This window comes from Rhodococcus sp. NPDC060090, from assembly GCF_042729855.1.
In the GTDB taxonomy this organism is placed as follows: domain Bacteria; phylum Actinomycetota; class Actinomycetes; order Mycobacteriales; family Mycobacteriaceae; genus Rhodococcus.
The window spans coordinates 80,423-92,589 of sequence record NZ_JBHWXB010000005.1; the positions used below are offsets into that span (position 1 = coordinate 80,423).

The following is a 12,167-nucleotide window of genomic DNA, read 5'->3' on the forward strand; positions in this document are numbered from 1 at the left end:
GCTCCGGAGGAGGCGGGTGTAACTTCCGATCTATGCCCACTCGCACCCAGCGGCTCGACGAACTGCCGTTCACCGCCAAGCACCGACGCCTGCTGGGCGGCTCGGGCGTCGGCTGGGCGCTCGACGCGATGGACGTGGGTCTCATCTCGTTCGTGATGGCAGCACTGGCGGTGCAGTGGGATCTGTCGTCCACTCAGCTGTCGTGGATCGCCTCCATCGGGTTCCTCGGTATGGCGATCGGGGCCTCGGTCGGTGGTCTGCTCGCCGACCGCATCGGCCGTCGGCAGGTGTTCGCCGCGACCCTTCTCGTCTACGGATTGGCGACGGGTGCGGCAGCATTGTCGACGTCGGTCGCGATGCTCATCGCGTTGCGTTTCGTCGTGGGCCTCGGGCTCGGTGCAGAACTCCCCGTCGCGTCGACGCTGGTCAGCGAGTTCGCTCCCCGCAAGATCCGTGGCCGCGTGGTGGTGGCGCTCGAAGCGTTCTGGGCTGTCGGATGGTTACTCGCAGCCTTGATCGGCTACTTCGTCGTGCCACTGAACGACGACGGGTGGCGGTGGGCGCTCGCCGTCGGCCTGGTTCCGGCCGCCTATGCACTGGTCGTTCGTCTCGGGCTCCCGGAATCAGTTCGGTTTCTCGAAAGCAAGGGTCGCTATGCGGAAGCCGAGTCGATCGTCCGTGACTACGAACGCTCCGCGGGGGTCGCGGCCCCGGTAGAGGAGGTTCGCGACGAACCGGCCGAGGCGACGCCGGCAACGCCCACCCACGTCCCGCGACGATCGATCTGGGACGAGGGACTGCGTGCTCGCACCGCCGCGCTGTGGATCGTCTGGTTCGGTATCAACTTCTCGTACTACGGCGCGTTCATCTGGCTGCCCAGCCTGCTGGTTGCGCAGGGCTTCGACCTGGTGACGTCGTTCGGCTACACGCTGATCATCACCGTCGCGCAGCTCCCGGGCTACGCCGTCGCCGCATGGCTGATCGAGGTGTGGGGCAGACGCATCACCCTGGCGGTGTTCCTCGCGGGATCGGCCGTGTCGGCAGCTCTGTTCGGTCTCGCCGACACCCCCACAACGATCATTGCGGCAGGGATGGCGTTGTCGTTCTTCAACCTCGGCGCGTGGGGTGCGTTGTACGCGATCGGACCGGAGCTGTACCCGACGTCGGTGCGCGGATCCGGAACCGGCTCCGCCGCCGCGTTCGGTCGGCTCGCGTCGATCATCGCGCCGCTGCTCGTGCCCCTGCTGATCGACGGCGGCAACGCTCTGGTCTTCGGCACCTTCGCGGCGGCATTCGTCGTTGCCGCTGTCGCAGCATTCACGCTGCCGGAACGTGCCCGCGTAGCGCTCGAGGACTAGGGGGAGCGGTTGCCGTCTCGGGAGGCGATATCGGCGACGACGCGATCGGCCAGCAGACGCGAGGACGCCGGGTTCTGGCCCGTGTACAGGCATCGGTCGACCACCACATGCGGTTCCCACACGTCACCGGACGAGAAGAGCGCCCCCGCTTCCTGAAGACGGTCCTGCAATAACCAGGGGGCCTTGTCGGCCAGTCCCGCCTGCACCTCCTCGAGGTTCGTGAAGGCCGTCAGCTTGTATCCCTCGAACAGCCAGCGCCCTCCGGACTCGAACGAGGAGAGAAGCGCGGCAGGTGCGTGGCAGACCATCGCGACTATCTTGTCGAACTCCACGAACTGCCGCACGAGTTCACCGAAACGTTCGTCGACGGCAAGATCCTCCATCGGTGCGTGACCGCCGGGCACGAAAAGCAGGTCGAAGTCTCCGGCTCGCAGGTCTTCCAGTGTCGCAGCGTCCGCGAGTACGGGGCGGAGTTCGTCGAGGGAGGCATTGAGGGCAGTGGCGCGGTCGTCGCCTCCGGCGGCCTCGGGCTCGAGGCTGGCCTTGTCCACGACCGGGGTACGCCCGCCCGGAGTCGCGACGGTGATGGTGTAGCCGGCCTCGACGAAGGCGGTGTACGGCTCCACGAGTTCTTCCGCCCAGAAACCGGTGGGGTGACGGGTGCCGTCTTGGAGAGTCCAGTGATCGGCTGCACTGACGGCGAACAGGACATCGGTCATGGGATGTTCCCTTCTGCGGGTCGTACGGATGAGGTACCCGCTGCAGGCCTCGGGGACACGGAGAATCCGACGACGATCGCCGGGCTTGCGCAACCCGGCGATCGTGACGGAACTACCGCTATGGAGAGCCGGTGGGTCAGACGCCGACCACATCCTGCGCAACAGCGGCGAGACGGGCCTGAGCAGCCGAAATCACGCCGTGTCGCGCCTTGTGGGCTTCCTCGTAGGCCACGACGGCGCGGATGGCTGCGGGCTCGGTCAGTTCCTTGACCGCCTCCACGGCCTTCGGGACGGTGAGGTCGTCGTAGTCGGGGATCGGCAGCTCCTCCGGGGAGAGAGTTCCCGTTGCGCTGCGTGCGTTGTGCAGAGCGTCTGCGGCGCCATCCGCGCCTTCGCGGCGGCTCACCCGCTCGGCGGCTTCGAGAGCGGCGTCGCGCGACGCACCGACGGTCTTGGCGGCGACGTCACCGGCGTGAGCGCCGCGGGAGAGCAGCGACTCGATGCGGGGCCGCGTCGAACGCGCGACATCGATCGCACGGTCGAGTCCGCGGGCCGACCAGGTGACCGGCGTATTGACGATTCGCACTGCGGTCCCGGCTGCGGCCTGCAGCGGAGTGCGGCGCAGAGCGGCAGGACCTCCGAGCGCCTCCTCCGCGAGGACCGTGGTCAGCCATTCCACAGTGGCCGTGTGCGCCGTGATCAGGCGGTCGGCCAGGGACACGATCGACGCGTGGCCATCCGCGGTGCCGAGTGCCTTCACATAACGGGCGCGGTCGAGAAGTTGATGCTCGAGTGAGAGGTCCGACAACAGTGCTTCGTCGAAGGGTTGCGCCTGTTCGGCGACGGTTTTCACCATGGTGGCGGCTCGGCCGAGGAACGGCCCCACCACGTCGGGGAGTCCGCCGAGGTCGCGGATGGCTTCCTCGATGGCGACTGCCCGGATCCTGCAGTTCTCGGCGTTCTCGGTCAGCTCCTTGCGTACCGCTTCGGTACGGGCCTGAGCGATGCGGGTCTCGGCGACCTGAGTTTCGGCATGGGTGAGATCGTGGAGTGTGCGCAACTGGGTGAGTAGCGCGGCGGTGCGGTTCTCGGTCATCGTGCGTTCGCCTCCTTCGCACTGGAAGAGCCGGTGATCTACCGACGAAGTCACATCGATCGGAAACACGACGTGACAACTCTCGACTACCCGGATCCGCGCCTGCCAACGCGTGTGTGACGGATGGCACACGCTCGGGCGGCCTCGCTCGCGCATCCGGCCTCGTCTGCCCTGGGCGGACAAACAGGTCGATCCGCGTCGACGGCGGCGAGTGTGGTGCTCATGGCAACGAACGGAACACCCAGCTATCGCGACACCCTCGTCGACAGACTCTTCCGGCACCGCACTCTTCTTCTCACCGGCGAGGTGGACGACGAGATGGCCGAACGTGTCTGCTCGGAACTGGTGCTGCTCGCCTCCATAGACGACCGGCGTGACATCGTCCTCTACATCAACTCACCTGGCGGTTCGGTGCTGGCGGGCCTGGCCGTCTACGACACGATGCAACTCGTTCCCAACGACGTGGTCACCGTGGCCATGGGATTCGCCGCCAGTATGGGGCAGGTGCTTCTCGCCTCGGGCACCAAGGGAAAGCGAGTGAGTCTCGCGCACAGCCGCATCATGATGCACCAGCCGTCGGCCGGCTTCGCGGGCACCGCCGTCGACATCGCAATCCAAGCGGAGCACCTCGAGTACATGAAGAGGCAATCACAGCAGATTCTTGCCGACGCGACCGGTCATTCCATGGAGGAGATCGAACGCGACAGCGACCGCGACCGCTGGTTCACCGCCGACGAGGCCCGCGACTACGGCATCGTCGACCGGGTAGTGGGTTCGTTCGCCGAACTCGCCCCATTCGCTTCGGGCCGGGAGATCGGACTCAAATGAGCACCTACACCATCCCCAACGTCATCGAACGCACACCGACGGGAGAGAGGTCGTTCGACGTCTTCAGTCGTCTTCTCAACGAACGGATCATCTTCCTCGGCACCGAGATCGACGACGGCGTCGCCAATGTGGTCATGGCCCAGATGTTGCACCTCGAAGCGGAATCACCCGATCGTGAGATCGGTCTGTACATCAATTCTCCGGGCGGGTCGACCACCGCGATGCTCGCGATCTACGACACCATGCAGTTCCTACGTCCGGGCGTGGCCACCTACTGCATGGGCCAGGCCGCGTCGGCTGCCGCGGTCCTGCTGACGGCAGGCGTACCCGGCCGGCGACATGTGCTCGCGCATTCGAAGGTGTTGCTGCACCAGCCGTCTGCGCAGGGCCAGGGCACCATCTCCGATCTCGCGTTGCAGGCCGCGGAGGTGATGCGGGTGCGGGCGCAGACCGAGGAGATCCTCGCCGCGCACACCGGCCGCGACGTCGAGCAACTTCGCCGCGACACCGACCGGGACCGCATCTTCACGCCCGAAGAGGCGGTCGGCTACGGGCTCGCCGACCACATAATCGTGAGCCGCGACGACATCTGACCGTCACGCCGCACGCAGCTCCACTGTGGTCTGCTGCGTGGTCCCGATCGCGCGGTGCGCTGACATCCGGCGGATCCCGCGCTCGAGGAGTTGTTCCATCGGCATGCCCAGCGCAGCGCAGACGGAACCGAGAATCTCCGACGACGGGTCCTTGCGTCCGCGTTCGACCTCGGACAGATACTGCTTCGACATGCCGACGGTGCGGGCGACGTCGTCGAGACTGCGGTCCTGGTCGCGCCGCTCGTCGCGGAGTACCTCGCCGTAGACCTGGCGGAGCAGCCGGGGCTCGCGTGCGGCGCGCACGGCTCCGAGATCGACGACGTTCCGCGGGTCCGGATCCATGCGGTCCATTGTTACGCCGCGGACGGCGAAGGGGGAGCGATTCCGCTGTCGACGAACGCCGAGCTCCCGTTGCACCTTGTGAGCGAAAGGGCCGTTCGTCTCCTTGGATCGAGCGGAGGAGCCGTTCGCTCGGATCGAGGTGTCCGGACAACGCGACGTGACGCATGACTCGGGCCTGGTGATTGCGGAAAAGGCCTTTTTCTGGAATAGTTCCAGTTATTGGACTTTTCCAGAAATGCCCGGCCGCAATATGGCCGGATATGCCCGAGGAGATTCGCATGTTCACCGCCGACCGTTCCCGCACCGTGACGCTTCCGCCGCTGGTGCTCGGCGGACTGCGACCGCTCCATCGTCAGATGCTCCGCAGCAACGTCTCGTCCGCATCGTTCGAACACGACTCAGGCGGGGCCGTCTTCGAAATCTGTTTGACCGAGGGCGAACACGGCCCCGAGTTGCTGGTGCGCTCCCGCAGGCACGGAATCGGGTTCACACTGTCGATGACGACGCACTTCCGTGTCGCGCCTGTGCTGAGCGACGACACATACCGCAAGCTCTGCGAAATCCTTTCGCCGGGTGAAGAGCCCGCGCCCGGCGTCGTTGTCGAGTTTCTCCAGGATGTCGTCGCGCAGTCGCCCGCTGTTCTGTCGCGCACGCACTCCTGCGCTGCCTGACGGACACTCGTTCCCGCGATCTCCTCAGCTTCCCACACGGGTAATTGCTGTAGCGGGAAGCGAATTCACTCGCGGGAACGGATAGTCCGGTGATCCGGGGTGATCAGGGCAGCACGACGTCGAGTGTTGCGATGGCCTCGGGGTCGCCCACGACCTCGAGCGCGACGATCCGCCCGTCGACCACGGTGAACCGGAAGACGGTGCGCGGTATCCCGCCCGGCGCCCACGCCGCACCCGGAACCCCGTCGACCGTGACGGGTACAGCGCCGCGTGCGCGACCGTGAAACGCATCCGCCACGGCAACCGCTCCAGCCAGTTCCGCCACGATCTTCGGACCCCCGTGCACCGCGCCGGCCTTTGCCCCTTCCACAGCAAGGGTGTCGGCGCGGAGCACCACATCCGGATCCAGCACTTCGAGCAGGTCCTCGAACCGCCCCTCGCGGGCGGCCACGAGGAACGCGTCGACCACTCGGCGCGGGTGTCGAGCGTCCGGCCGGTGGGTGGATGCGCCACGCACCCGTCGACGGGCGCGACTCGCGAGTTGCCGTGCCGCGGCAGGGGAGCGGCCCACGATCGGGGCGATCTCGTCGAACGGCATTCCGAACATGTCGTGCAGCACAAAAGTAAGGCGTTCGGCCGGCCCCAAGGCCTCGAGGACGACCATCATGGCGATGCCGATCGAATCGGCAAGAACCACCTCGTCTTCCGGTGCAGTCGATCCGTTTTCCCGTGAAGCCGGTTCTGCGGGCTCGTCGAGAAAGACCTCGTGGCGCGCTTTGCGCGATCGCAGCATGTCGAGGCACACCCGGCTCATGACGGTGGTGAGCCACCCTCCGAGGTTCTCGACCGCGTCGGTATCGGAGCGACTCAACTTCAGCCACGTCTCTTGCACCGCGTCGTCGGCTTCCGAGGTGGACCCGAGCATGCGGAAGCCCACCGCACGCAGATGCTCGCGGTAGGTCTCGAACTGCCCCGCCAGAACTTCGTCGCTCATCGTTGTCACATTCTCTCGTCCGGCTCCGTCATAGGAGTGACGAACACACCGAACCCGATGTGACAGGAGAGAGACATGAAGGCACGAATGAACCACCCCGCGTTCGTACTCCCCGGGACGCTCGACGCATTGCAAGCGCTGTCGAAGACGCTGGAGAACACTGGGCTCCCGACCGGCACGGTCCATCTTGTGCATCTGCGGGCGAGTCAGGTCAACGGCTGTAGCTTCTGTGTGGAGATGCACACGAAAGAGGCGGTGGAGGCCGGAGAATCCGTGGAGCGGCTGTTCGCGGTGTCAGCATGGCGCGAGTCGCAGCGCTTCACCGATGCGGAGCGGGCCGCGCTCGCGCTCACCGAAGCAATGACCCGGCTCGCAGATCGACCGGACGCCGTGTCCGACGAGGTGTGGGACGACGTCGCCGACCTCTACGACGAGAAGCAACTCTCCGCGCTGATCATGCAGATCGCAACGATCAATGTGTGGAATCGGATCAACGCGACGATCCGGCAGCCGGCGGGTGTGGCGCCCGCGGTATGACAGACCGGACGACGCGGTTCGGCAATGACTCTGCCGGACCGCGTCGCGGTGTCGAGTGCGCCTGACGTCAAAGACCGGGACGCTTACCGACCGTGAGCGTGACTTCGCCGGTGTGGGCGAAGAAGTCGTTGCCCTTGTCGTCGACGACGATGAACGCCGGGAAGTCCTCGACGTCGATCTTCCACACGGCTTCCATGCCGAGCTCTTCGTACTCGACGACCTCGACGTTCTTGATGCAGTCGAGCGCCAGGCGCGCCGCGGGGCCGCCGATCGAGCCGAGGTAGAAGCCGCCGTGCGTGTTGCACGCGTCGGTGACCTGCTTGGATCGGTTGCCCTTCGCGAGCATCACCATCGAACCGCCCGCCGCCTGGAACTGCTCGACGTACGAGTCCATGCGGCCGGCCGTGGTCGGGCCGAACGACCCGGATGCCAGACCCTCGGGGGTCTTGGCCGGACCGGCGTAGTACACAGGGTGATCCTTGAGGTACTGCGGCATCTCCTCGCCGGCGTCGAGTCGCTCCTTGATCTTGGCGTGCGCGATGTCGCGCGCCACGACCAGTGGGCCGGTCAGCGACAGACGCGTCTTGACCGGGTGCTTCGACAACTCCGCCAGGATCTCCGGCATCGGCCTGGTCAGATCGATCTTGACCGCCGCGCCCTTACCGGTGCCCGAGACACCGGAGGTCTCGGGGTCGAGCTGAGTGTCGGTGACCTCGGGCAGGAACTGCCCGGGGTTGAACTCGAGCTGTTCGAGGAACACGCCCTCGGGGGTGATCTTCGCCTTGGCCTGACGGTCTGCGGAGCAGGACACCGCGATCGCGACGGGCAGCGAAGCGCCGTGGCGGGGGAGTCGGACGACGCGTACGTCGTGGCAGAAGTACTTGCCGCCGAACTGCGCGCCGATACCGATCTTCTGGGTGAGCTCGAAGACCTTCTTCTCGAGCTCGTGGTCGCGGAAGCCGCGGCCGGTGATCGCGCCCTCGGTGGGAAGCTCGTCGAGGTAGTGCGCGGACGCGTACTTGGCCGTCTTCATCGCGAACTCGGCGGACGTGCCGCCCACGACGATCGCCAGGTGGTACGGCGGGCAGGCCGCGGTGCCGAGCGAGCGGATCTTGGCCTCGAGGAACTGCATCATCGAGTCCGGGTTCAGGATCGCCTTGGTCTCCTGGTACAGGTACGACTTGTTGGCCGACCCGCCGCCCTTGGCCATGAACAGGAACTTGTAGGAGTTCTCGTGGCCTTTCGCGGTGTCGGCGTACAGCTCGATCTGCGCGGGGAGGTTGTTGCCCGTGTTCTTCTCGTCCCACATGGTGATCGGAGCGTTCTGCGAGTAGCGCAGGTTCAGTCGCGTGTACGCGTCGTACACGCCGCGCGCGATCGATTCCTCGTCGTCACCGGGCGTCAGGACGTGCTGTCCGCGCTTGCCCATGACGATGGCGGTGCCGGTGTCCTGGCACATCGGCAGCACACCGGCCGCCGCGATGTTCGCGTTCTTCAGGAGATCGAGGGCAACGAACTTGTCGTTGTTCGACGCCTCGGGATCGTCGAGGATGCTCGCGAGCTGCTTCAGGTGATCCGTGCGCAGGTAATGCGAGATGTCGTGAAGTGCGGTCTCGGTGAGCAGCCGCATCGCCTCGGGTTCGACCTTCAGGAAGGTGCGTCCGTCGGGTCCTTCGACGGTGGACACCCCCTCGCTGGTCAGCAGCCGATATTCGGTGGGGTCTTCCCCGATCGGCAGGAGGTCCTCGTAGAGGAAGTCGGCCATTGTTTCTCCTGAAAAGAGGCTGAGGTTCGCTGAACAGATTAGTCGCGTCGAAGCAAGGCCTTGACAACGGGGCGTGTGACGCACCCCTCGAACGCGCTGATCGTGATGTGTGTCACCGGAGTTGGGTGGGCTCGCCCGTACACTGGAGAAGATGCTTCACAGTCACCTGTACGACACCGCCCGTTCCGCTGGATCGCACCAGATCGAGGGGGCCCTCGCGTGACAGTCGAAGTCGAACGGATCGCCCCGCTCGTCCGGCGGATTCCCCAATTCCACGCGTGGGTCGACGTCTCCGTCGTCGTCGCAGTACTCGTCGCGACAAACCTCATCGCGCACTTCACCACGGTGTGGGCGTCGATCGCCACGGTACCCGTCGCCGCGGGCGTGCTCGTCGCCATCATGCGGCAACGGGGTATGCACTGGAACGAACTGGGACTGTCGCCTCGGCACTGGAAACGCGGCACCCTCTACTCGGTGGGCGCGGTCGGGTTGGTTCTCGCGGTGGTCGCGATCGGCATCGCACTGCCGTTCACCAGGCAATTCTTTCTGTCCGAGCGCTACGCCACGATGTCCGGCGCGCTGGTGGCGTCGATGATCATCATCCCGTTGCAGACAGTCATCCCCGAGGAACTCGCGTTCCGCGGTGTCCTGCACGGCACCCTCGAACGTGTGTGGGGGGCCCGCGGTGTCTTCGCGGCCGGGTCGCTGTTGTTCGGCCTGTGGCACATCGCGTCGTCGTTCGGGTTGACCGCGGGCAACGCGGGCCTGAGCGCCTTCCTCGGTGCCGGGATCTGGGCACAGGTCGTGGGCATTGCCGGGGCCGTGGTCGCGACCGCGGCGGCAGGGTTCGTGTTCACCTGGCTTCGCCGGCGCAGTGGAAGCATCCTCGCCCCGATCGCGCTGCACTGGTCGATCAACGGCGCAGGTGCGCTCGCCGCCGCGCTCGTGTGGCACGTCACCGTCGCCTGATCGGCCACGAAGTTCTCCCCATGCGCCGATAATTTTCTCCGAGGGATGTCCGGACCTGCTCACCGGCTCCGACGTATCCGATGAAGCACCCATTCGGGGTGCCACGGAGGAGGAACGGCCATGAAATTCATGATCGAGAGCTACGCCACCCAGCACGACTACGACGGCATGGCAGGTCAGAACACCGACACCCCCGCGTGGTCGCAGGACGATTTCGCGGCGATGGTCGAGTTCATGACGAAACTCAACGCGGAACTCGAAGAAACCGGTGAACTCGTCGAGACACGGGGTCTGGCAGCACCCGTCCACACCCGACGCGTCGGACCAGGCACACTCGTGACCGACGGCCCCTACGCCGAGACCGAGGAAGTGCTCGCCGGTTACTGGATCGTCGAGTGCGACAGCTTCGACCGCGCCACCGAGATCGCGATCCGGCTCGGCGAATGCCCGGCCCCGGCGCACGTCCTGGAAACCGCGTATGCCGACGTCCGTCCGATCGACGAAGGCCCGCCCCCGGGGCCCGAACTGTAGAGATGCGCGACACTGCGCTCGAGGACCTGCTGCGCTCGTCGGCGCCGCAGGTTCTCGGTGCAGTCGTGCGGCGGTACGGACACTTCGATCTCGCCGAGGATGCGGTGCAGGAAGCGTTGCTGGCCGCCGCAACCCAATGGCCGGATTCCGGAACCCCCGACGACCCACGGGCCTGGCTCGTCACCGTCGCGTCGCGACGGCTGACCGATCTGTTGCGTAGTGAACAAGCGCGGCGACGTCGTGAGGACGCTGTCGCCCAGTGGGCGTCGCTCGAAGACCGGCACGCACCTGGAGTCGACGTACACCCGCAGGTAGACGACACGTTGGTCCTGCTTTTTCTGTGCTGCCATCCGTCGCTCACCCCGGCGTCCCAGGTCGCGCTTGCGCTGCGTGCCGTCGGAGGCCTGACCACCGGTGAGATCGCACGGGCGTTCCTGGTCTCCGAAGACACCATGACCAGACGGATCACCCGAGCCAAGAAGCGCATCGAGAGCGGCGGCGAGCCATTCCGTATGCCCGCGCCCGAAGAGTGGGCCGACCGTTCGGCCGCCGTTCTCCACGTGCTGTATCTGATCTTCACCGAGGGATACGCTGCGACCGCCGGTCCGCACCTCGTCCGTCTCGACCTGTCGTCGGAAGCGATCCGGCTCACTCGCATCGTGCATCGCTCGCTGCCCTCCGTCGCGGAAACCGCGGGTCTACTCGCATTGATGCTCCTGACCGACGCGAGGCGTGCTGCCCGGGTCGGTGCGGGCGGGACGCTGATCCCCATGTCCGAACAGGACCGTTCCCTGTGGAGACGCGACGCGATCGCTGAGGGAACTGCACTGGTGACGGACGCGCTCCGACGTGGAGACGCGGGACCGTATCAAGTGCAGGCGGCGATCGCGGCGGTGCACGCTCGCGCTACGTGTGCAGAAGAAACCGAGTGGTCGCAGATCGTCCGGCTCTACGAGATCCTGTTGCGCATGTCCGAGAACCCGATCGTCGCGCTCAATCACGCCGTCGCGGTTGCTATGGCTCGCGGCCCCGCGGTGGGCCTGGATCTCCTCGCGACGCTCGCTGCCGATGACCGTGTGTCGGATGATCGGCGATTCCACGCGGTGCGGGCGCATCTGCTCGAGATGACCGGTGACGATGCGGGAGCCCGGAAGGAGTACGACGAGGCGGCCCGGCGTGCCACGAGCCTTCCCCAGCAGCGATACCTGCGCGCGCGAGCCGAACGTCTCGGCTGATGGCGCTCGCCGTCTGCCTGCTCTTCGACACCCGCACCGACCGCGCGGTGCGGAAATTGTGGAGCAGGCTCGAAGATGACGGCATCCCGACATTGCTCACGCACACTCACCGCAGGCACGTGCCGCACCTGTCGTATGCGGTGCTGCGGACCTACGACACGGATCGCGTCCTCACCGCGCTCGATGCCCTGCCCGACGCCGGTCCGATCTCACTGCGCCTCGACGCCGTGGGCCTGTTCCGCAGGGGTCGCGCATGCCTCATTCCCGCGCCCACCGCGGATCTGCTCGCCCGCCAGGAGCGTGTGGTGCATGCGGCGGAAAGCACCGGAGCCGATCTGCACCAGCACTATCGACCACAGTCGTGGACGCCGCATTGCTCGCTGAGCCCGAGGACGCGGCGCGACGAACTCCCGCGGCTCACCGCCGTCGTCTACGACGTACTGCCACTCGACGCCACCGTGGTCCGGGCAGCGCTCATCGACACCGTGACCGGCGAACACCGGCGGCTGCGCACCCTGCCCTGACGAGG

The 12,167-nt window shown here is 66.3% G+C and carries 14 protein-coding genes; 9 read left to right on the plus strand and 5 right to left on the minus strand.

Translation table 11 applies throughout. From position 1 onward, the window contains the following. The first annotated feature begins 32 nt into the window (after nucleotides 1-32). Nucleotides 33-1,358: an MFS transporter gene (locus ACFWCF_RS08605; RefSeq protein WP_378492303.1), complete on the plus strand. Its 1,326-nt coding sequence runs from the start codon at nucleotides 33-35 to the stop codon at nucleotides 1,356-1,358. On the opposite strand, the gene ACFWCF_RS08610 is transcribed toward ACFWCF_RS08605, so the two are convergent. Both ACFWCF_RS08610 and ACFWCF_RS08615 read right to left on the minus strand, forming a co-directional pair. After that, on the minus strand, nucleotides 1,355-2,077 hold the full coding sequence (locus tag ACFWCF_RS08610; protein WP_378559696.1) for a type 1 glutamine amidotransferase domain-containing protein: 723 nt from the start codon (nucleotides 2,075-2,077) through the stop codon (nucleotides 1,355-1,357). The two genes, ACFWCF_RS08605 and ACFWCF_RS08610, sit on opposite strands and share 4 nt — an antisense overlap. Before the next feature lie 136 nt (nucleotides 2,078-2,213). Beyond that, a complete protein-coding gene (locus ACFWCF_RS08615; protein ID WP_378559699.1) occupies nucleotides 2,214-3,173 on the minus strand; it encodes a ferritin-like domain-containing protein in 960 nt (319 codons plus the stop codon). 222 nt (nucleotides 3,174-3,395) lie between these two features. Here ACFWCF_RS08615 and ACFWCF_RS08620 point away from each other — a divergent pair, with 222 nt between their 5' ends. Together ACFWCF_RS08620 and ACFWCF_RS08625 are read left to right on the plus strand one after the other, a co-directional pair. After that, nucleotides 3,396-4,001, plus strand: coding sequence for a ClpP family protease (locus ACFWCF_RS08620; RefSeq protein WP_378559702.1), 606 nt, complete (start codon nucleotides 3,396-3,398; stop codon nucleotides 3,999-4,001). After that, on the plus strand, nucleotides 3,998-4,594 hold the full coding sequence (locus tag ACFWCF_RS08625; RefSeq protein WP_378559705.1) for a ClpP family protease: 597 nt from the start codon (nucleotides 3,998-4,000) through the stop codon (nucleotides 4,592-4,594). Before ACFWCF_RS08620 ends, ACFWCF_RS08625 begins: the two co-directional genes overlap by 4 nt. Nucleotides 4,595-4,597: 3 nt before the next feature. Here the strand turns inward: ACFWCF_RS08625 and ACFWCF_RS08630 are convergent, their stop codons facing one another. Further along, nucleotides 4,598-4,936 carry a helix-turn-helix domain-containing protein gene (locus tag ACFWCF_RS08630; RefSeq protein WP_378492308.1) on the minus strand — a complete coding sequence of 113 codons (339 nt, stop codon included), beginning with the start codon at nucleotides 4,934-4,936 and terminating at the stop codon, nucleotides 4,598-4,600. A gap of 278 nt (nucleotides 4,937-5,214) precedes the next feature. Here ACFWCF_RS08630 and ACFWCF_RS08635 point away from each other — a divergent pair, with 278 nt between their 5' ends. Beyond that, on the plus strand, nucleotides 5,215-5,607 hold the full coding sequence (locus tag ACFWCF_RS08635; RefSeq protein ID WP_378559708.1) for a hypothetical protein: 393 nt from the start codon (nucleotides 5,215-5,217) through the stop codon (nucleotides 5,605-5,607). Between the two features lie 103 nt (nucleotides 5,608-5,710). Here ACFWCF_RS08635 and ACFWCF_RS08640 read toward each other — a convergent pair whose 3' ends face one another. Further along, nucleotides 5,711-6,601, minus strand: a complete 891-nt coding sequence (locus ACFWCF_RS08640; RefSeq protein ID WP_378559711.1) for a sigma-70 family RNA polymerase sigma factor — start codon at nucleotides 6,599-6,601, stop codon at nucleotides 5,711-5,713. A 75-nt stretch (nucleotides 6,602-6,676) separates the two neighbouring features. Here ACFWCF_RS08640 and ACFWCF_RS08645 point away from each other — a divergent pair, with 75 nt between their 5' ends. Continuing rightward, the gene (locus ACFWCF_RS08645; RefSeq protein ID WP_378559714.1) at nucleotides 6,677-7,138 is read left to right on the plus strand and encodes a carboxymuconolactone decarboxylase family protein; all 462 of its coding nucleotides are present in this window, start codon (nucleotides 6,677-6,679) and stop codon (nucleotides 7,136-7,138) included. Between the two features lie 67 nt (nucleotides 7,139-7,205). On the opposite strand, the gene ACFWCF_RS08650 is transcribed toward ACFWCF_RS08645, so the two are convergent. Further along, nucleotides 7,206-8,903: a fumarate hydratase gene (locus ACFWCF_RS08650; RefSeq protein WP_378559717.1), complete on the minus strand. Its 1,698-nt coding sequence runs from the start codon at nucleotides 8,901-8,903 to the stop codon at nucleotides 7,206-7,208. A 219-nt stretch (nucleotides 8,904-9,122) separates the two neighbouring features. Here ACFWCF_RS08650 and ACFWCF_RS08655 point away from each other — a divergent pair, with 219 nt between their 5' ends. From ACFWCF_RS08655 to ACFWCF_RS08670, 4 genes are all read left to right on the plus strand, one after another. Then, nucleotides 9,123-9,872 (plus strand): CPBP family intramembrane glutamic endopeptidase, encoded by a 750-nt coding sequence (locus ACFWCF_RS08655; RefSeq protein WP_378492313.1) that lies wholly within the window; start codon nucleotides 9,123-9,125, stop codon nucleotides 9,870-9,872. 120 nt (nucleotides 9,873-9,992) lie between these two features. Continuing rightward, nucleotides 9,993-10,403: a YciI family protein gene (locus ACFWCF_RS08660; protein WP_378492314.1), complete on the plus strand. Its 411-nt coding sequence runs from the start codon at nucleotides 9,993-9,995 to the stop codon at nucleotides 10,401-10,403. Between the two features lie 2 nt (nucleotides 10,404-10,405). Beyond that, nucleotides 10,406-11,638, plus strand: a complete 1,233-nt coding sequence (locus ACFWCF_RS08665) for an RNA polymerase sigma factor (protein ID WP_378559720.1) — start codon at nucleotides 10,406-10,408, stop codon at nucleotides 11,636-11,638. Further along, nucleotides 11,638-12,162: a 2'-5' RNA ligase family protein gene (locus ACFWCF_RS08670; protein ID WP_378559723.1), complete on the plus strand. Its 525-nt coding sequence runs from the start codon at nucleotides 11,638-11,640 to the stop codon at nucleotides 12,160-12,162. The genes ACFWCF_RS08665 and ACFWCF_RS08670 overlap by 1 nt, the downstream gene beginning before the upstream one ends. Nucleotides 12,163-12,167 lie beyond the last annotated feature (5 nt).